The organism is Roseateles depolymerans, from assembly GCF_003387155.1.
GTDB classification, from domain to species: domain Bacteria; phylum Pseudomonadota; class Gammaproteobacteria; order Burkholderiales; family Burkholderiaceae_C; genus Roseateles; species Roseateles depolymerans.
In genome coordinates this window covers 1,366,371-1,385,247 of the sequence record NZ_QUMT01000001.1, presented here as the reverse complement: position 1 = coordinate 1,385,247, position 18,877 = coordinate 1,366,371, and the positions used below count along the sequence as shown (strand labels likewise).

The window sequence follows — 18,877 nt, the reverse complement described above, 5'->3', positions numbered from 1 at the left end:
CACCGTCTTTACGGCGCCAAACTGGTTTGGATTCATAGGTTCACCCAGTGACCGGCGCCGAAACTTTGACGCGAATGAGGCGGTTGTCCACGTTGCTGTAGAGAACGTGCAGCGTGTAGTCCTTGAGGTTCCAGAACGCATGCCCTGTTAGTGCCGAGTCGGCCTGTTGAACCGGTGCGTCGTTGAGCTTGCGGAACAAATCCTCGGGGCTGTCCTCAAAGTCCAAGCCGGCAGGCAACTCACCGTCCCACCCTAGGCCGTCTTGATCTCTTTGGCGGTGAAACGTGACAGAGCGCAAAAGTGGATCGGTGCGGTCGCACTCAGTACCCAGGGTAAGACCACAGGTGGAATTAAGGTCAATCTCGCCATCTTCACAGGCTGCCGAAACATGGTCGTTCGACCAATATCCGTGTTGCCACATCAGCGCAAACGAGGGAGTCGCAACGGACTTGCCCAGCGAGTTCAACAACTCCTGCAACTTCGGCATGGATATGGGCATCCCCGGCTCCAAGGCTGCCGGCAGCCCTCGACACACAACGCGCGATAAAGCACTGCCATCGTCAGAATAAACAACGGTCAGGCGGTACCCAGGCACATCCCAGGCATCCGTCAGATGTGAATGGCGTGTTCCTTCGTACCTGGAAAGACGCGCTCTGGACTGCTCCCGCGTGTCGCTCCACCGAAGGCCGAAGGGCATTGCGCCGTGATAGGGCTGGATGTCGCTGTGCCCAGAATACAAATAAAGCTGGGAGAGGACCATGTCGCCACGCCCCCAACGGGTGGATTCGGCGCCTGCTGCATACTCTGAATCGACAAAACCCAGCTCGAGGCCCTTTCGCCGAACAAGTACCCAGTCGTAGTAGCGTGACTCACCCGAGTCTGGATGCTCGGGGCGATCCAGGGTATTCAGGTTGGACCAGACGGACTTCCCCTCCAGGCAATCACTGGTCGAACCAAAATATGAGACCAATTCTTCAGCGTCGAGTGGGGCAGCCATGGCAGGGTTTCAACACCTCAGTCGTCGACAATTGGCGTCTGAAAGCCGTATAAATCGGAACGCCCCTCCTCATCGAAACCGGCGAATGCCGCATGATTCGGCAGGTCCCAGCGGGCCTTCGCCAGCTCCGCGTCAAACCAAGCGGGCTGTCCGAATACGGATGCCAACTGCTTCAAGGTGGCGCCAAATTCAAGCCTATACGGCAACGTTCCGTCGAAGGACGAAAAATTTCGGAACCCCGGCCCATAAAAGCGCAGATTTGTTAGAACGAGCGCGCCTTCTGGATAGTCCCGTATGGGCTGATCCAAGTAGCGTTCGCCCGTGAACGTGATCTCAATCCCGAGGTCGTAGCGGTGCAAAAACGTGGTAGTGGAGTCCCTCGGAAGTCGAGGCTTTTCAGAAAGACCCAAGGCGTCCAGGAATTGCTTTAACGGCGCTTCCTGATAAAAGCTTCCAAGAAGTTCAGTAACGTTGGAGAGATCCATGTCATGGATCCTCACGTCACCGAGGCGCAGAAGCCTTGCCTCGCCGCGCGCGCCGCAGCCGATACGCCGTCAGCGGAAGCACCAGCGCCAGCAGCACGCCAATCACCACCCGCACATCCGACTGCTGCTTGTTGGGCAGGTCGGTGAGCCATGCCAACGCCTGCTTGGCACCGCTGTTGATCAACCAGATGAAAAACAGCGCCATCAGCGCCGCCGCCAGCAACCCGATGGCCCGCTGCTTCCCGGTCGGTTTCATGTTCATGTGAGATGCTCCCTCAGCCACGTCGGTAGTTCCACCGACTTTTGCAGCGCGGCATCTTGCCACACGGTCGTTGCGCCGCCCGCGGCGCAGATCACGCCCGGCTCGTCCGCCCGCTCCAGGGTGATCCAGGTGTCAAAGCTGGAACGCCCCGGTGATGACACATAGTGGCGCGCAATCAGCTCGCCCGGATAGGTCACCTGACGATAAAAATTGCAGAAGGCATTGACGATGACCGGCCCCTGCCCGTCCGGACTGGGCGCGCCGCCCAGGCTCTCCAGCCATTCGACGCGAGCCATTTCCAGGTAGCGGAAATACACCGTGTTGTTGACATGCCCCATGGCATCCATGTCTCCCCACCGAACCTGGATGCGCATTTCGTGCACCAGCTTCTTGTCGTCGGGAATCTCGAATCTCATGGTGTCATGCCCAGCTCGGCCTGCAGCCGCGCCACGGCCGCCTTGAGCTGCTCGACGTCGGCGCGCAGCGCGGCGATTTCCTCGTCACGGGGATCCCGCCCCGACTGCACGGCGCTGGCCGCATGGCCCGCTAAGGCCGCCCCGGCAGACGCACCACTCGCCCCCGCCGGCACGTCCGGCTCGCCACTGAGCAGATGCGTCCAGCGCTGCTCCCGCGCCCCAGGCGCACGCGGCAGCTTCCGGGCCATGGGCGGATCCCGCTCGGCCAGCTCATCCAGGAAGCCTTCCACGGAAGACACGTCCGCAAACTTGTGAATGCGCTCGGCATTGAGCCGCAGTTCCGCCGCCGTCTGCGGCCCGCGCAGCATCAGCACCGTCAGCAAGGCCTCGGCCTGTCCTGGAATGCCCAGCACCCGCTTCATGTTGTGCTCAAACCGCAGCACGCGACTGCCGCTGACGGTGTTGACCAGGCTCATCGCCTTGAGCTCATCCAGTGCCGCAGCCACGTCGGCTTCCGACGCGTTCATCACCGGGTCCCGCGCCGTCTTCTGGTTCACCCCCAGCGTCAGGCTGTTCAACGACATCGGATAACTATCCGGCACGGTGAAGGCCTTCTCCACCAGCACCGCCAGTACACGCGCTTCCAGCGCGCTCAGTTCACGCAAAGCCATGCTCAGACACCAAATCCGTCGTCCGCCTGGATGACCGCACCGTTGATGAAACGGCTTTCCTTCGCACACAGCATCAGCAGCGTGGTGTCCAGGTCCTGCGGCTGCCCGACCCGCTTGCGCGGCAGCAGTTCCACCAGCTTGCGGCCCTGGTCGGTCTGCCAGTGGTGGTGGTTGATTTCGGTGTCGATATAACCGGGGCAGATGGCGTTGACGTTGATGTCGTACTTGCCCCATTCCAGCGCCATGGCGCGGGTCATGTGGATGACCGCGGCCTTGCTCATCGCATACACGCCGATCTGCGACAGCACCCGCAAGCCCGCCATGGAGGCGATGTTGACGATGCGCCCGCCGGTGTAGGTGCCCGGTGCGGCGCCGCGCGCCCGCGCCAGCATGCGCTTGCCCACTTCCTGGGCGACGAAGAAGGCGCCACGGACGTTGGTGTCCATGACGTAGTCGTAATCATCCGGCGTGACCTCGGTCAGACGCTGCGTGGTGCTGACGCCGGAGTTGTTGATCAGGATGTCCAGCGTGCCGACTTCGGTTTCCGCACGGGCCACCGCGGCGGCAATGCTGTCGATGTCGGTCACGTCCATGCTCACCACATGGGCGTCCCCGCCACCAGCCTCGATTTCGGCGCGCAGGGCCTTGAGCCGTTCCACCCGCCGGGCGGCCAGCACCACGCAGGCTCCCGCCTTGGACAAGGTCTTCGCGAACTGCGCGCCCAGACCGCTGGACGCGCCGGTAACCAGGGCCACACGGCCCTCCAGATCAATGCTGTAGCTCATGGCAAAGGTCTCTCGTAGATGACGGCTCGGTGACCCAAAACGTGTTGGGGTTCACGATAGCACGTGACCAGGACGGTTCACGTCACCGATGCGTCGGACCTTGCCCGGCGTCAGCCCCGGGCCCTGGAGCGGTCAGTCCGCCAGAACCGTTTCGATCTCGGTGGTCACTTCGGTCATGAGCTTGTGGACCGGGCATTTGGCGGCCACCTGCAGCAGGCGCTCGCGGTCCTCGGGGGTGAGCGGGCCCACCAGCGTCATCGTCGCCTTGAGCTTGTACACCCCTTCCCGTTCCCGGGAGCCGTCGCGGTCCACCTGCACCAGCACATCCTCCAGCGGCAGGCCCTTGCGGTTGGCATACCAGAGCACCGTCAAGGCCTTGCAGGTGCCCAGGGCGGCGTCGTAGAGCTCATGCGCGTCGGGGCCGGCATCCTCGCCGCCGCCGGACACCGGCTGGTCGGCCGTGAACTGATGTTGGCGGATGCGCACCGTCTGGCGCATCGGGCCGGTCTTGTCACGCTGGATGTGGATGGTCATGGGGAACTCCAAAAGGAATGAAGGGTTTGAGAGGACCGAAGGCAGTCCCGATCCTACGGCGCCCCGCCGCCTCGGACATCCTCCGGGCGGGAGAGCCACCTGCCAGGGAATTTCGGCGCAGCTCTCTATTCCTTCATCCACGGAAAAGCACGACCGTTCTTTTTTAGCGCCGCACGGCTAGAATGCGCCGCAACCTGCCGGTGCAGCCGCCCGGCCTCCAAACGAGAACAACCTAGGAAGACCATGACCTCCGAAGAACTTGTTGCCCAGTATGGTCCGCGCGACAGCATGGAATATGACGTGGTGGTGGTGGGCGGAGGTCCCGCCGGCCTGTCCACCGCCATCCGCCTCAAGCAACTGGCCGCTGAAAAGGGCCAGGAGATTTCGGTGGTGGTTCTGGAAAAGGGCTCGGAGCCGGGCGCGCACATTCTCTCCGGCGCGGTCATGGACCCGCGCGCGCTGACCGAGCTGTTCCCCAACTGGAAGGAGCTCGGCGCGCCGCTGGGGCAACCGGTCACCGGCGACCAGGTGCTGTTCCTGAGCGACACCGGCGCGAAGGAAACCCCGCAGTGGCTGATTCCGGCATGCTTCCACAATCACGGCAACTACGTCATTTCGCTGGGTAATGTCACCAAGTGGCTGGCCCAGCAGGCAGAGGCCCTGGGGGTGGAGATCTTCGCTGGCTTTGCGGCAGCGGAAGTGGTGTATGACGAGCAAGGCCGCGTCAAGGGCGTGGCCACCGGCAATGTGGGCCTGGGCAAGGACGGCGAGCCGCATGACGGCTTCCAGCTGGGCATGGAGCTGCACGGCAAGTACACCATCTTTGCCGAAGGCGCTCGGGGCCATCTGGGCAAGCAGCTGATCAGCAAGTATCAACTGGACGCCGGCAAGGATCCGCAGACTTACGGCATCGGCATCAAGGAACTCTGGGAAGTGCCGGCTGACAAGGCCAAGCCCGGCCTGGTGGTGCACACCGCCGGCTGGCCGATGGACAGTGAGACCTATGGCGGCGGGTTCCTCTACCATCTGGAAGGCAACAAGGTGACCTTGGGCTTCGTGGTGGGTCTGGACTACAAGAATCCGTGGCTGTCCCCCTTTGAGGAGATGCAGCGCTGGAAGACCCACCCGGCCATCCGCCAGCACATCGAAGGCGGCAAGCGCCTGGGCTACGGCGCCCGCGCCATCACGGCCGGCGGCCTGCTGAGCCTGCCCAAGCAGGTGTTCCCCGGCGGTGCGCTGGTGGGGTGTGATGCGGGCTATCTGAATGCCGCGCGTATCAAGGGCAGTCATGCGGCGATCAAGAGTGGCATGATGTGCGCCGAAGCCGTTGCCGAAGCGCTGGCGGCCGGTCGTCAGTTGGATGAGCTGCATGCCTATCCGGCAGCGTTCGAGAAGAGCTGGCTGCATGAAGAGCTGCACCAGAGCCGCAACTTCAAGACCTGGTTCAAGAAGGGCAACACGGTCGGCACGCTGATGACGGGCATCGAGCAGTGGCTGCTGCCCAAGCTGGGCATCAAGAGCCCGCCCTGGACGCTGCATCGCGATCAGCCGGATCACACCTTCCTGCGCCCGGCCGCGGAAATGCCCAAGATCAGCTATCCGAAGCCGGATGGCAAGCTGACGTTCGACCGGCTGTCTTCGGTGTTCGTCTCCAACACCAATCACGAAGAGAACCAGCCGGCTCATCTGACGCTCAAGGACAACTCGGTGCCGGTGCAGGTCAACCTGGCCAAGTACGCGGGGCCGGAGAGCCGCTACTGCCCGGCCGGGGTGTATGAGTTCGTGAAGAACGAGGACAACTCCGAGCGGCTGCAAATCAACGCGCAGAACTGCGTGCATTGCAAGACCTGCGATATCAAGGATCCGACGCAGAACATCGTCTGGGTGACGCCGGAGGGCGGCGGTGGGCCGAACTACGCGGGCATGTGATCGGGGCGTGACGCGTTGAGACGAAGGGGGCTGCATGGCGCGGCCCCTTTTTGTTTTTGCGCTTCACTGGAGGCCGGCAGGGCGTCGATGGCTCCCGATAAGATTTCGGCGGTGGGTGCCTGCGCGTCGGAAAGAGGAAGCCCGGGGCCCCTTTGCTCCATGGCCAGGGCCAGTGGCCCTGGCGTTCGGTAGGCACAAACAGTCCACTGGACTGTTTGAGTCCGACCTCACTATTCCTGTCCGGCTTTCGCCGGCCATTCCCTTCTTAACTTCCGCAAAGAGGCCCCGGGCTCCCTCTTCCCTGAACCGAGGACTGCAGCGTCTCACCTTGCGTGAGAGACGGCGTCCGCTACGTATGTCACTCATTCCTTGAGGCAAAAAGGAACTAGTCCATGAATGCAGATCAATTGTTTAGTTTGGTGGGTTGGACGAATACGGATCCTGTCTTGATGGATGCTGTCCGTGCCAATGGAGGGTCTCTTGAAACCCTTTCTGCAAAGAAAGTACAAGAGCTCACCACTGACTTTGTTCGTTTGGTTGAACAAGGGGTGGAACTTTCCTTTGTCTCGCAGGAGTATTACTCGATCAACTATGGCGACCCACGAGGTGCAGGGCCGTTTGTGATGAGCGGCGCCGCCTACTATCCCAACGGCTCTTCGAAAGTCTCGGCTTACCAGGGAGCGGCGCCCTTCTCCAAGGAGCCGGTACGTACTCGTGATGAAGCAATCGAGGCCTTTGGGCCGCCTGAGAAGACAGATGAAGAAGACGGCCAGGTCTACTGGGATATCTGGAACAAGGAAGGCCTCATGATCAAGGCTGACTATCGGGATGACCTTTCGGTGAAGGCCGTGGCCGTCTACATGGCAAGAAAGAGTTGAGATTTCTCTCTGCAACACCCGGTTCAGAAAACGAAGGAGCATTGATGACCGACGGTCATGCGATTCGCAGATGGCTGCGCCAGTTGGCCATGTTGCTGTTGAGTGCTGCCGTGATTCCAGCAACCGCGGCGGCGGAACCGCAAGCGCCTCCTCTGCCTGAGCCCCTCCTGCACGCTCGCTTCTACGCCTGGGGCTGGGTGGGCACGCCCGCCGAGCAGTCGTCCGAGGAGCGCGCAGCACGCAGCTTGGCGAAGACGTGGCCGGCCCATCAACTGGTCCAGGCCCTTCCGCAGGCCAATGCCGAGGGCAAGCTCTACATGCTGTGCATCATTCGGCGACTGCATCCTTCGCGTTACGCAGGCGCACTGCGTGAGGCAGGCCTGCCGCCCGATGCGCCGGTGTCCGTGTTCGCAGGCTCTGTCCTCCAGACCCTGCCCGCCCGCCAGTTGATCGATCAACTGGAGCGCAGTCGTTGTGAGCCCCTCACATGGCCCGAGGCCCGCTCAGCGGCATCGGCCGCCACGCGTCCTCCCCAATGAATCCACGAAGGCGGAATCGCGACAAAAATTCCCCGCACTCGCAGCTTTTGTCTGCCCAGAGTACGCAGCCGCCGGTGTGACAGCCTCGATGATGAGTGCCCCAATCACTTAACTTCATCACGAGGAAAGAATGAAGCGTTTCTGGCTCCCCCTGCTGCTGACCACCCTGAGCGCCCCCGTCTGGGCCGCCAATGGCCCGCAATGCAAGCAGCAGACCGTCGAGAAGACCGTCATTGAAATGTGCATGGTGCCCGGCGCCGTCTTCCAGCACGACCTCTACACGCTGAAGGCGGACAAGGTCCTGATCTTCGCGCTGGTCGACGATTACTCGGAAAAGGTCGAGCTGGAACACACCATCCCGGACGGTCCGGCCATGGAGTTCCCACTGTCCAAGCAGGGCGAGAAGTCCACGAAGATCCACGGCGGCTGCGTCCCCGAGAGCCGCGACGGTATGGAAGTCGCGCGCGTCTGCAACTTCCATTGGGGCAAGCATCACGTCGTGAAGGACGTGCGCTTCGAATTCAACTGAGCGTGCGCAGGAGGCCCTGCGGCCTCTACCCCCGCGGAATCATCAACGCCACCCACAGCCCGCCGCCGTCTCGATTCCCGATGACGATGCGCCCGCCGTGGGCTTCGGCGATCTCGCGCGCCAGGGCCAGGCCCAGTCCGGTGCCGCTGCGTTTGGTCGAATAGAACGGCAGCAAGGCCTGCGACAGCTGGGCCTCGGTCATGCCCGGCCCCCGGTCGGCCACCTCCACCCGCCATTCGTCCCGCAGCGCTTCGACCTTCAGGCCAACGGCCTCCGGCGCACTGCCGGATTCATGCGCGTTCTTGAGCAGGTTGATCAGCGCCTGCTCCATCTGCGCCGCATCCATGCGTGCCGCCGCCGTGGGCACCTCACCTTGCAGCACAAAGCGGTAATGCGCCGCCAGCCCGTCCAGCACCTGCCGCCAGTCCACCGGGGCCAGCACCGGCGCCGGCAGCTTGGCCACGCTGGCATAACCGGCCAGGAACGCATGCAGATGCGCCGCACGCTCACCGATGCTGGCAAACACGCCGGGAATGCGCTCCATCTGACCCCGCCGCGCCAGTTCCGCGCCACTGTGCGCCAGCGACGAGATCGGCGCCAGAGAGTTGTTCAGCTCATGGCTCATCACCCGGATCACGCGCTTCCAGCTGGCCACTTCCTGGCGCGACAGCTCCCGTGTCATGCGCCGCATCAGCCGCAGCCGATGGGGCTGCCCTTGCAGTTGGAAGTCGCGCACAGACAGGTGGAAGCGCTCCTCCTGCTGATCCAGCATCACGCTGAACAGCCCGTCCCGGGGCTGCGCCATCGCCGTCCGCAGATCGTCCGGCGCCCGGGCCAACACCTCGTCCAGCACCCGCCCGGACAGGCTGCGCCCCTCATCGAGCAAATGCCGGGCGGCCAGGTTCGCATAGGCGATACGGTCCTGCAGATCCGTGAGCACCAGCGCCACCGGGGTGTTTTGCACCACCGTGTCCAGCAGCAGCTCCCGCTGCGCCAATTGCCGGCGCTGCTCCCGCAAGGCATGGCCCAGCTCATGGTGCAGCCGCAGCAGCTCCTCCAGCTCGGAAAGCCCCGTCGGGGCCTGCGCGGTGATCACGCTGCTGAAGTCGCCGTCCCGATAACTCAGCACGGTCCCTTCCAGCGCGCGGATCAGGCGTGTGAGCGGCGCCAGCAGCACGTGCGCCAGCCCCCAGATACCCGGCAGCACCACCACTGCGGTCAGCGCCAGCGCGGTCACGCTCCACGGAGCCGGCGCAGTCAGCCCCATCCACGGCGCCAGCAGTGGCCAGGGCCACAGAGTCCAGCTCGCATGAGTGCCGATCGACAGCAGCGACGCCCCCAGCAGGAACAGCATCAGCCGCAGCTTCAGGGAATAACGGCCGGTCAGCCGGCGCCCGCTTCCCATCAAAGATCCAGCCCGTAGCGCTCCATGCGCCGGTACAAAGCCTGTCGCGACAGGCCCAGCGCCTGCGCCGCACGGCTCACCACGCCCGAGGCCGCCTCCAGCGCGGCCATCACGGCTTCGCGGCTGGGCTCGTCCAGGGACCGGCTCACGGGTGCCACTGCGGCCGGCAGGCCCAGGTCCTGCTCGGTGATGCGGCGGTCCCTGCCGTCGCCCGGCGTCAGCAGCGCCGCGCGTTCCATCACATTCTTGAGCTCCCGCACATTGCCCGGCCACGCATGCGCCAGCAGCGCCTCACGTGCGCCTTCGCTCAGGCGCGCGCGGCCCGCCAGGAAATGCTCCGCCAGCGGCAGGATGTCTTGCGGACGATCCGCCAGTCCGGGCAGTGCAATCTCGATCACATTAAGGCGGTAGTACAGGTCCTCGCGAAAGGTTCCGGCTGCCACCATCGCGCGCAGGTCCGCATTGGTGGCCGAGAGCACACGCACCGTCGTCTCCCGCGTGCGACTGGACCCCAGCCGCTCGAACCGCCCGGTCTCCAGCACCCGCAGCAGCTTCACCTGCCCGGCCAGCGGCAAGTTGCCGATCTCATCCAGGAACAGCGTGCCGCCGTCCGCCGTTTCGAAGCGCCCTTCCCTGGCACGCGCCGCACCGGTGTAGGCCCCGCTGTCCGCGCCAAACAGCTCCGCCTCGATCAGGTCGCCCGGCAAGGCGCCGCAGTTGATCGCCACGAACGGTCCATTGGCCACTGCGGAATTGGCATGCACGATGGCCGCCACCCGCTCCTTGCCGCTGCCGTTGGGCCCGGTGATGAGCACCGGCGCCGGCGACCGCGCCACCTGGCAGGCCAGCTCCAGACAGCGCAGCAGCGCGGGCGAAGCCACGACCATCCGGTCCAGCCGATACCGCTGCTGCAACGCCGCCAGCCGCTGCTGGTGGTCCTGCCGGGCCTGGCGCAGCGCCTGGTGGTTCTCTCCCAGCTCCAGCAGGTTCTCCACCGTGGCCAGCAGCTTGGCATCGTCCCAGGGCTTGGCCAGATAGTCCGCCGCACCTGCCTTCACCAGCGCCACCGCCTGCTCCAGTTGCGTCCACGCCGTCAGCAGGATGACCGGCAGGTCCGGATGCAACTGGCGGATCTGATGGAAGAGCTCGCGGCCCTCCTCCCCCGAGGTCGTGTCCGCGCTGAAATTCATGTCCTGGATGACCAGGTCGATGCGCCGCTGCGCCAGCAAGGCCAGCCCGTGGGCCGGTGTCAGCGCATGCAGGGGCTCCATGTCATGCAGGGACAGCAGCAGGGTCAGGGCCTCGCCCACAGCGGGGTGGTCGTCAATGATCAGGACAGTGCGCATCGGCATGAGAATAATCGAGCCCGACTCAGCCTCGAAGGGCCACCACGGGCGGCAAGGCCGCCGCCCGCCGCGCCGGAGCCAGCACGGCCACTTGCCCCAGGGACCACAGCACCACCGCCCCCACCGGCAGGTAGAGCGCCGGCAGCGGCGGCATCTCGTACTGCCGCATCAGCAGCAGGCTGATGCCATAGGCCCCCGCCATGCCCAGCACGATGCCGATCGTGGACAGCAGCAGGTTCTCGGTCTGGAAGTAGCGCAGGATCTGTCCCCGCGTGGCCCCCAGTGCCCGGCGCGTGCCGATCATGCGGGTGCGCTGCTGCACCCAGAAGCTGCCCAGACCGATGATGCCGAAGGCCGTCACCACCAGCAGCCCCACGCAGACGCCGGCCAGCAGCTGGATCATCGAGCGGTCCTGGCGGTAGTAGTCGCTGCGCATGTCGGTCAGGAGCGCCTGCTGCCGCACCAGCCGCTTCAAGCCGGGGCTGTTGTGCACCAGCTTCTCGGCGGCCGTCTTCAGCACCGCCTCCCGCTGGCCCGGCTCGGTGCGCAGCAAAAACATGCCGCCCCGATAACTGGGCCGCACGGGCAGGATCAGGGCAGCCTTCCCCAGGTCGAGGTTGGTGCCGGGCGTCGGCGAGGTCAGGCGCTGCACCACCCCCACCACGTGATGCGGCACATTGCCATAGACATACAGCGCCTTGCCCAGCGGCGATTCACCCGGGAAGAGCTGCTCGGCCATCTCCTGGTTGATGAGAACCGAGGGGATGACCGGGTTCTCTTCCGTCGCGGTCGCGGTGCCCACGAAGTCCCCGGCCACGAAGTCGCGTCCGGCGACCAGGCGCAGGCCCATCGTGGCCACCGCGTTCTCGGCCGCGTAGTAGGTGGACGCGACCAGGCTGGGAGCCGAATCTTCCCCCTGCAGGCGCACGCCGGAGTAAGTGGAGCTGGGCGCATAGGCCATCTGGTTGAGGATGGTCACCGACTGGACGCCGGGGACCTCCCGCAGGGCCTGCAGGTCCGTCTGCGTCTGCGCTTCTTCATTGCCAGTGCGGGTGACCCCGGCCACCTGCAGCATCACCAGCCGGTCCTCGTCCAGTCCGGAAGGCTGGCCGATGCGGTCGATCCGCTGGCTGATGAGGAAGAGCGCATTGCAGACAATGGCGCAGGTCAGCGCCATCTGCAGCACGATGAGGCTGGCGGCGGTCTTGTGCCGCTTGAGCGTGAGGAGAATGGGAAGGATGTCCATCAGGTCACCTCATTGCGATTTGAGTTGCAGGGCGGGCGTGATCTGGCAGGCCCGCCAGGCCGGCAGCAGTCCCGCCAGCAGGCTGGCCACCAGCGACAGCACCAGGGTCAGGCCCAGCATCTGCCAGTCCATCCGGGCCAGGGCCGCATAGGGCGCCGGGTTCATCCGCACGATCCACAGAGCCGCCCAGGCGAGTCCCAGCCCCAGCAGGCCGCCGGTGAGCCCCAGGCTGCCGGCTTCCACCAGGAACTGCAGGAAGATCTGGCGGCGGGGCGCCCCCAGTGCGCGGCGCACCGCAATCTCGCCGCTGCGGCGCAGGCACTTGGCCAGCAGCAGACCCACGGTGTTGGTCAGGCACACCACCAGGAAGCCAAAGGCCAGCCAGACCTGAAGCCGGAAGTCACTGGGCACGACCTTGCGCACCGACAGCCACTCCATCACCGGTCGCAGCCGCGGGTTGGCAGGCCGCTCGAAACGGCCGGCCTGGCGCTGAAGGTCCGAATACTGCACGAGGTAGTCGAAGTAGTCGCGGCGCTGCCGCTCGGTGTCCAGTTGCACCCAGTATTGCAACCAGGCGCAGGTCGCGGCCAGGGCCCAGGGGTCCGGATTGGAGCCCCCCCAGCAGTTGCGGCTGCCGGTGCTGCCCAGCTTCAAGGCAAAGGACGTGGCCAGGGGCAGATAGACGTCCGCCGCTTCGGCGTAGGCGCCCTGGCTGAGGTCGAAGAAGTGGGGCGCCGGCCGCCAGTGCTTCAGCACGCCGATGACGGTGAAGTCCTTGTCCCGCAGGCGCAGCGTGCGGCCGCGGCTGTCGGCGCCGCCGAAGAGCCGCTCATTGAGCTCCTTGGAGATCACCGCCACCCGCGCCTCGCCGGCATCGTCGGCCGGCGTCCATCCCCGGCCGTACTGGAAGGGCACGTCGAAGAGCTCGAAGAAGTCCGAACTGGCATACCGCGCCGGGGCGAAGAACGGGGTCTGCCCCGGCTGGCCGGAGCCTTCCGGGTCCACCGCGATGTTGGCGCCGGTCATCATCACCTGGCGCACGGCGCGCTTGTCGCGCAGCAGCGCCTCGGCGTCCATGCGCGTCAGCTGGGTGGTGGGCTCGCCGCCGGGTTGATAGCCCTGCCGGGTCTCCGCATCCAGCTGCACGTTGAAGAGCCGCGCGCTCTTCTCCGGAATCGGATCGCCGGACAGCACATGGAACACCGTCAGCGTGGTCATGCAGGCGGCCACGCCCATGGCCAGGGACAGCAGCATCAGCGCCGTCAGGCCGCGGTGGGCCCGCAAGCTGCGCAGGCCGAGTTCAAAGTAGTAGGTCAGCATGATCACGGTCCCTGGAGGAGCAGGAGGTTGACGGCGGCCAGTTGCGGCTCGCCCAGATGGCCGGCGGCCTGCTGCAGCAGCAGCTTGGCCAGCACATGGCGGTGGCGGGCCTGGTCCCAGGCACTGCGCGCGTTGCTGTGCGTCTGGATGGCCAGCAGCAGGTCGGTCATGCTGCGGGCGCCCAGATCCAGCCCGCTGCGGGTAGAGGCCAGGGACTTCTCCGCGGCCGTCACGGCGGCCTGCGTGGTGCGCATCTGGCTCAGCGACGACAGCACCGCCTGGTAGTAGCCCTGCGTATTGCGGATCACCGACCGGCGTGACGCTTCGAGATCGTCCTTCTGATGTTCGCGCTGGTAGACCGCCTGGCGCTTCTGCGATTCGACCGCACCGCCCGCAAACAGCGGGATGTTCAGGCGCAAGCCCACGGTGGTGGTGTAGCGGCCGTCCGGCGCGGACACGGCCGTGCCAGCGCGTCGCTCGCCATCCAGGCCCACGCTGAGCGTGGGCAGATGCGCCGCACCCGCCGCCGCCACCCGCTGCTCGCTGGCGGCCAGGTCCAGGCTGCCCGCGCGCAGGCTGGGGTTGTCTCGCAGAGCCTGATCGACCCAGGCCTGTGGATCGGACGGATCGGGCGGGGTCATGGGCAGGTCCGGCGCCAGGGGACGCAGCTCGCCGGGCATCTGGCCGGTGATCTGGGCCAGCGCCTGACGGGCATCGGCCAGCGACTCCTGCGCCTGCGCCGTGTTGACGCGCGCCAGCTCGTAGTAGGCGCGGGCCTGCTCCACGTCCTGCGCGGCCACGAGTTTGGCGTCGAAGCGGGCCTGAGACTGATCCACCTGCTGGCGGTAGGCATCTTCCACAGCCAGCGTGGTGGCCAGGCTGGCCTGCGCGGACAGCACGCCGAAGTAGGCCGTCGCCACCCGCGCGCACAGGTCGGCCTGCGCCGCTTGCACCCGGGCGTCTTCCGCGCTGGCACCGGTAGTGGCGGCGTCCAGCGTGCGCAGCTTGCCCAGGTCCAGCAACACCTGGCTCAGGCTGTGGGTGAGCTGGTGTTCGCGGCTGCCGTCCGCCTGGTAGCGCAGCTCCGCATACTGGGCGGACCACTGCGGCAGCAGTGCCGCCCGTGCCTGGCGGGCCACCTCGGTCTGCTCCCCCCGCACGGCGCGGGCGATGGCCAGGGTCGGGTCATGGCGGCGCGCCAGGTCGTAGACCTCCAGCAGGTCTTCGGCGTGTGCGGCGGCGGGCAGGCAGCAGCCGGCACACAGGGCCAGGACGGTCAGCCCTGAAAACGATGCAGACAGCGCGCGGACAACAGCGGTCTTCATTCCAGCCCTCACGCCAGCGTGGTGCTGTGCACCGGGGAGGCGTCCAGATGCAGCTGGGCCGCGATGTCCATCACCTGTCCGTCGATCACATGCACATTGCGCTGCGCGCGCGCCGCCAGTTGCGGGTCATGGGTGACCATCACGATCGTGGCCCCGTCGCGGTGCAGCTCCTCCAGCAGCTCCATCACGCTGCGGGCCATGCTGCTGTCCAGGTTGCCGGTGGGTTCGTCGGCCAGCAGCAGCCGCGGCTCGCCGGCCAGGGCGCGCGCAATGGCCACGCGCTGCTGCTGCCCGCCGGAGAGCTCCGCCGGATAGTGACGCTCCCGCGCCGACAAGCCCACCCGCGCCAGCGCCTCACGGGCGCGCCGCTGCCGCTCCGCGGTCTTCATGCCGCGATACCGCAGCGGCACTTCGATGTTGTCCAGCAGGTTGAGGTCGGGGATGAGGTTGAAGGCCTGGAAGATGAAGCCGATCTTTTCATTGCGCATGCGGGAGCGCTGGTCGTCGTTCATGTGGCTGACGTCCACGCCATCGAGCTCGTACCGGCCGCCGGTGAAGGACTCCAGCAGGCCGGCGATGGTGAGGAACGTGGTCTTGCCGGAGCCGGACGGACCAGTCACGGCCACGAACTCACCGGCGCGAACCTCGAGATTGAAGTCGCGCAGGGCGTAGGTCTCGATCATTTCGGTGCGGTAGACCTTGGAGAGCGATTGCATCTTCAGCATGGGCGTCTCGGATGAATGACTGCGTCGGGGCAGTGCTGGGGTGGAATGGGGGATCGGAGGGGATCGGTGGGGGTGCGCCATCACTGCGCCAGCGAGACCCGCTCGGCGCCGTTGAAGGCCTGCGCGCCGGAGATCACCACCTGCTCGCCAGGCTTGAGGCCTTCGAGGATCTCGACCTTGGACAGGCTCTGCGCGCCCAGCTTGACGTTGCGCCGAACGGCCTGGCCGTCCTGGACGACATAGGCGAAGCGTCCCCCGCCCTCCTCGACAAAGCTGCCGCGGTTGACGGTGACGACCTTCTCGCGGCGGTCCAGCAGCACCCGCACCGACAGACGCTGGTTCTGCCGCAACTGCGCGGGCATGTCGCCTTCAAACCGCAGCCGTGCGGCGACTTCGCCATTGACCACTTCGGGCGACACCGAGCTGACTCGTGCGCGGAACTGGCCGCCGTTGCCGGAGATCTCGCCCGGCATGCCGATGGCCAGGTCGCGGGCAAAGCTCTCGGCCACCTGCATCTGGACTTCCATGGAGGTCAGGTCCACCACCGTGAGCAGTCCAGCACCGGCGGCCACATTGGCCCGCTCGGCCACCAGCAGTTGACCGACCTGCCCCTTCACTGGCGAGCGCAGCTGCAGCTCGTCGATCTGACGGCGCAGGTCCTGCACCAGCAGCTGCTGACGCTGCAGGGCCTGCTGCCGGGCCTGAAGTTCGAACTTCAGGCTGTCGTCCTTGAGCCCGATGCCGGCTTGCGCATGGGCCTGGGTGATGCGGGCCTTCTCCATCGCATCCCGCGCCTTCTCGACCTGCATACCGGCCACCGCGCCGGCTTCGAAGGCCTTGGTCTGCCGCTCCAGGTCATTGCGCGCGGTCTGCAGGTCGATGGTGGCGCTCTCCAGGGCGCTGGCCAGGGCGGAGCGCTGTTCGCGGCCGTCCACTTCAGCGCGCTGCAGTTCCGTGCGCAGCGCGTCGGCATTGCTCTGCTCCTGCGCCAGTCGAGCTCGCAGGTCGGGGCTGTCGATCTCCCCGAGCAGTTGGCCCTGGCTGACCGGGTCGCCGGCCTTGACGCGCAGCACCAGGTTGCCGCCGTGCAGCGCGTAGACGGTCGGGCTCATCGCCGCCACGACCTTGCCTTCTCCGGCGACGTCGCGCACCAGCGGGCCGACCTCCACCGTGGCAAGACCCAGGCGTTGCTGGCTGACGGACGCCCCGCCCGCCACCATGCGCTGCACGGCAGGCAAGGCGGTGGCGGTGACCAGGGCGCCCACGCCGAGGACGCCGGCCGCCAGCAGCAGACGGCGGTGGCGGGACCAGACGGTGGACGCAGGCGTGAGGGGACGGTCTTGGCCGGAGGTGTCGCGGATCATGGCGTCTCAAGGAGGACGAGTGGGTCTGCCCCTGGAGATCGCAAGGGATGTGCCAGGGCTTGTCCAGCCTGGAAACACCGAAGAATCAATGACTTGGGCGAACGTCGCGGCGAACGGCGAGTGTCCGCGGACACTCGCCTGGACAGTGCCGGACAGAGGTCGGACAGAGGTCGGACAGAGATCGGAACCAGACGCCGCAGGCATCCTCACTCAAACGCCGTGTCCCTTCGACCCATCAAGACCTGCGCCATGGACCCCAGAATTTCACCGTCATCCCACTACACGACTTTTCCTCAGGTGCAAGCAAGCGCCCCGCCCGACCTCCCCTTATCGGAAGTGGCGTGCCGCGCCGTGATGGAGCAAGTCAAGAACACCCACACTCAAGGCCAGGCCATCCTCCGCTTCCTGCGATCGAATGATCCGGGTGCGCGCATGGAAGCTGACATGCGGAGTGCACTGATCGACCGCTGTTTCATCATTGGCCACAGCGGCTATCTGGAGGATGTATGGCCGGGGGTCCGCGGACGCGACCTCACTGTCCCAGTGAATGCGCCACTGCCGGCCCTGCGGGAGAGTCATCAGCATGAAGCCAAGGAGAAGGCGCAGAACATGGACGAGCTGGCCCAGCTTGTCATCGACCTGTCCCGAGAAAACCTCAACCGGCTTCTCGTGCCCCTGAAGGCTGATTTGGCCCTGACGCAGGACAAGGTGAATGCGCTGATGACCGATTGCCATCCGCCGGTCTGCGAGTATGCGAAGCAATTCATCGAATGCATCGAGCAGCGACGCCATTCAGGCACCCTGGACGGATGCTTCATTGCCAAACAGGTGCAAGACCTTCAAAACAAGCAGGACATGCTGGCCCCCACCCTCCTCGCCCTGGACGCGCTCATTGCAGTGAGAAGCGAAGAGCGTTCGCCGACTTCGCAGCCCCTGGCCGCCCAGTCGCAAGCCTTCCACGAGGAATGGAAACGAGCGGTCAAGGACATGGAAGCCGGAGAATGGGTTGCCATGCAGAGCCGGCTCGCGACCCTGCACACCTGGCGAGCTGCCCTGCGGCCGGAGGCCCCCTGACGGACCCTAGCCGCCCCCTGGCCGCTGTTAGCCGCTGTTAGCCGGTCCTGGCCGGTGCAGGGCCCTCAGCGCTGTGCCAGCAGCGTCATCCAGCGCGCCAACACCTGCTCTTCATAGCTGCCCTTGCGCTGATGCGCCAGGATGCGGCTGCGCTCGCCTTCACTGCGGTTCTGGCTGAGCTTGACCTTGAGCACGCAGCGCTCCACCGGAATGCGAAAGCCGATGATGCTGCCCAGCAGCTTCCCGTCCCGGTCTGCCGGCAGACCGCTCCAGTCGCGTGCATAGGCAGGTTCCTGGGTGGCGATGAGACGCTTGAGCAGCGTGTCTTTTTCCATCGGGTTGTCGATGACCTGGACATGCCCGTGAATCTGCACCGTCACATAGTTCCAGGTGGGGACCGACTTGGACACGTCGTAGTGCCGCGGGGACACATAGGCACCCGGCCCGCTGAATTGCACCAGCACCTGGCCGGCCTTGCCGCTCACCAGCGCCTCGGTGTTCTGGTTGGACCGGGCCATGTGCCCTTCCACCCACCATTGGTCTGGCTTGTTCTTGTCCGCCCCCCAGATCATGGGCACCGGCACAGCGCTGAGACCGTGCGTGGGGTCTTGCAGCATCAGTGTGGCCAACGGGTGTTGCTGGATCAGCAAACGGGCCATGGACAGATCGGGCTGTTCAGACGAATTCGGAGTGTGCATGCGCTGTGAATGTAGAACAGTTCTCCCGTGAATAGGGGGTTTGCAGCCATCGGACCGTATCCAGCAGCAACAGCGGGAAGGCACGAACTCAGAGTGCAAAACGTGCTGTGACAAACAGCACAAGCCTCAGGTGTGTGGACGCCCCAGACGTGAGAAAGCCCCCGCAACTTTCGCTGCGGGGGCCTCACATTCAGTTGGCGGAGACGGAGGGATTCGAACCCTCGATGCAGGTTTTGCCCACATACTCCCTTAGCAGGGGAGCACCTTCGGCCACTCGGTCACGTCTCCATCCGAAGAAGCTGAAACTATAGCACGGGTTTTTGACGCCTCAGGGAAGATTCCCAAGAAT

Annotated in this window: 20 protein-coding genes and 1 tRNA gene; 5 read left to right on the top strand and 16 right to left on the bottom strand. The window is 65.5% G+C overall.

What is annotated here, in order from left to right; translation table 11 throughout:
- Positions 1 to 40: 40 nt before the first annotated feature.
- The 7 genes from DES44_RS06180 to DES44_RS06150 form a co-directional block, all read right to left on the bottom strand.
- Complete coding sequence (locus DES44_RS06180) at positions 41 to 997, bottom strand: hypothetical protein (protein WP_116001338.1); 957 nt, start codon at positions 995 to 997, stop codon at positions 41 to 43.
- A gap of 17 nt (positions 998 to 1,014) precedes the next feature.
- Positions 1,015 to 1,482 carry a hypothetical protein gene (locus DES44_RS06175; RefSeq protein WP_116001336.1) on the bottom strand — a complete coding sequence of 156 codons (468 nt, stop codon included), beginning with the start codon at positions 1,480 to 1,482 and terminating at the stop codon, positions 1,015 to 1,017.
- A 16-nt stretch (positions 1,483 to 1,498) separates the two neighbouring features.
- Positions 1,499 to 1,744, bottom strand: coding sequence for a hypothetical protein (locus tag DES44_RS06170; RefSeq protein WP_116001334.1), 246 nt, complete (start codon positions 1,742 to 1,744; stop codon positions 1,499 to 1,501).
- Positions 1,741 to 2,160: an acyl-CoA thioesterase gene (locus DES44_RS06165; protein ID WP_058935754.1), complete on the bottom strand. Its 420-nt coding sequence runs from the start codon at positions 2,158 to 2,160 to the stop codon at positions 1,741 to 1,743. The genes DES44_RS06170 and DES44_RS06165 overlap by 4 nt, the downstream gene beginning before the upstream one ends.
- Entirely contained in the window at positions 2,157 to 2,831 is a 675-nt protein-coding gene (locus DES44_RS06160; protein ID WP_058935755.1) for a YceH family protein, read from the bottom strand. The genes DES44_RS06165 and DES44_RS06160 overlap by 4 nt, the downstream gene beginning before the upstream one ends.
- A 2-nt stretch (positions 2,832 to 2,833) precedes the next feature.
- The gene (locus tag DES44_RS06155; RefSeq protein ID WP_058935756.1) at positions 2,834 to 3,616 is read right to left on the bottom strand and encodes an SDR family oxidoreductase; all 783 of its coding nucleotides are present in this window, start codon (positions 3,614 to 3,616) and stop codon (positions 2,834 to 2,836) included.
- Between the two features lie 132 nt (positions 3,617 to 3,748).
- The gene (locus tag DES44_RS06150; RefSeq protein ID WP_058935757.1) at positions 3,749 to 4,150 is read right to left on the bottom strand and encodes an OsmC family protein; all 402 of its coding nucleotides are present in this window, start codon (positions 4,148 to 4,150) and stop codon (positions 3,749 to 3,751) included.
- Positions 4,151 to 4,393: 243 nt separating this feature from the next.
- Between DES44_RS06150 and DES44_RS06145 the strand changes: the two genes are divergently transcribed.
- The 4 genes from DES44_RS06145 (at position 4,394) to DES44_RS06130 (ending at position 8,025) form a co-directional block, all read left to right on the top strand.
- The gene (locus tag DES44_RS06145; RefSeq protein WP_058935758.1) at positions 4,394 to 6,079 is read left to right on the top strand and encodes an electron transfer flavoprotein-ubiquinone oxidoreductase; all 1,686 of its coding nucleotides are present in this window, start codon (positions 4,394 to 4,396) and stop codon (positions 6,077 to 6,079) included.
- A 392-nt stretch (positions 6,080 to 6,471) separates the two neighbouring features.
- The gene (locus DES44_RS06140; protein ID WP_147306974.1) at positions 6,472 to 6,957 is read left to right on the top strand and encodes a hypothetical protein; all 486 of its coding nucleotides are present in this window, start codon (positions 6,472 to 6,474) and stop codon (positions 6,955 to 6,957) included.
- A 44-nt stretch (positions 6,958 to 7,001) separates the two neighbouring features.
- On the top strand, positions 7,002 to 7,496 hold the full coding sequence (locus DES44_RS06135; protein WP_058935760.1) for a hypothetical protein: 495 nt from the start codon (positions 7,002 to 7,004) through the stop codon (positions 7,494 to 7,496).
- A gap of 130 nt (positions 7,497 to 7,626) precedes the next feature.
- On the top strand, positions 7,627 to 8,025 hold the full coding sequence (locus DES44_RS06130; RefSeq protein WP_058935761.1) for a hypothetical protein: 399 nt from the start codon (positions 7,627 to 7,629) through the stop codon (positions 8,023 to 8,025).
- 25 nt (positions 8,026 to 8,050) lie between these two features.
- Here DES44_RS06130 and DES44_RS06125 read toward each other — a convergent pair whose 3' ends face one another.
- The 7 genes from DES44_RS06125 to DES44_RS06095 all read right to left on the bottom strand — a co-directional run bounded on the left by DES44_RS06125 (position 8,051) and on the right by DES44_RS06095 (position 16,756).
- Positions 8,051 to 9,430 (bottom strand): sensor histidine kinase, encoded by a 1,380-nt coding sequence (locus DES44_RS06125; protein ID WP_058935762.1) that lies wholly within the window; start codon positions 9,428 to 9,430, stop codon positions 8,051 to 8,053.
- Positions 9,430 to 10,782: a sigma-54-dependent transcriptional regulator gene (locus DES44_RS06120; RefSeq protein WP_310732336.1), complete on the bottom strand. Its 1,353-nt coding sequence runs from the start codon at positions 10,780 to 10,782 to the stop codon at positions 9,430 to 9,432. The genes DES44_RS06125 and DES44_RS06120 overlap by 1 nt, the downstream gene beginning before the upstream one ends.
- Positions 10,783 to 10,801: 19 nt before the next feature.
- A complete protein-coding gene (locus DES44_RS06115; RefSeq protein ID WP_058935763.1) occupies positions 10,802 to 12,022 on the bottom strand; it encodes an ABC transporter permease in 1,221 nt (406 codons plus the stop codon).
- 9 nt (positions 12,023 to 12,031) lie between these two features.
- On the bottom strand, positions 12,032 to 13,342 hold the full coding sequence (locus DES44_RS06110; RefSeq protein ID WP_058937496.1) for an ABC transporter permease: 1,311 nt from the start codon (positions 13,340 to 13,342) through the stop codon (positions 12,032 to 12,034).
- A gap of 2 nt (positions 13,343 to 13,344) precedes the next feature.
- Positions 13,345 to 14,667 carry a TolC family outer membrane protein gene (locus DES44_RS06105; RefSeq protein ID WP_058935764.1) on the bottom strand — a complete coding sequence of 441 codons (1,323 nt, stop codon included), beginning with the start codon at positions 14,665 to 14,667 and terminating at the stop codon, positions 13,345 to 13,347.
- 8 nt (positions 14,668 to 14,675) lie between these two features.
- Positions 14,676 to 15,392 (bottom strand): ABC transporter ATP-binding protein, encoded by a 717-nt coding sequence (locus tag DES44_RS06100; protein ID WP_058935765.1) that lies wholly within the window; start codon positions 15,390 to 15,392, stop codon positions 14,676 to 14,678.
- Between the two features lie 80 nt (positions 15,393 to 15,472).
- The gene (locus DES44_RS06095) at positions 15,473 to 16,756 is read right to left on the bottom strand and encodes an efflux RND transporter periplasmic adaptor subunit (protein WP_058935766.1); all 1,284 of its coding nucleotides are present in this window, start codon (positions 16,754 to 16,756) and stop codon (positions 15,473 to 15,475) included.
- Between the two features lie 249 nt (positions 16,757 to 17,005).
- On the opposite strand from DES44_RS06095, the gene DES44_RS06090 reads away from it, so the two are divergent.
- Complete coding sequence (locus DES44_RS06090) at positions 17,006 to 17,830, top strand: hypothetical protein (protein ID WP_147306973.1); 825 nt, start codon at positions 17,006 to 17,008, stop codon at positions 17,828 to 17,830.
- A gap of 65 nt (positions 17,831 to 17,895) precedes the next feature.
- On the opposite strand, the gene DES44_RS06085 is transcribed toward DES44_RS06090, so the two are convergent.
- Positions 17,896 to 18,528, bottom strand: coding sequence for an FMN-binding negative transcriptional regulator (locus tag DES44_RS06085; RefSeq protein WP_083525701.1), 633 nt, complete (start codon positions 18,526 to 18,528; stop codon positions 17,896 to 17,898).
- 195 nt (positions 18,529 to 18,723) lie between these two features.
- Positions 18,724 to 18,816 (bottom strand) — tRNA-Ser (locus tag DES44_RS06080).
- Positions 18,817 to 18,877: the final 61 nt, after the last annotated feature.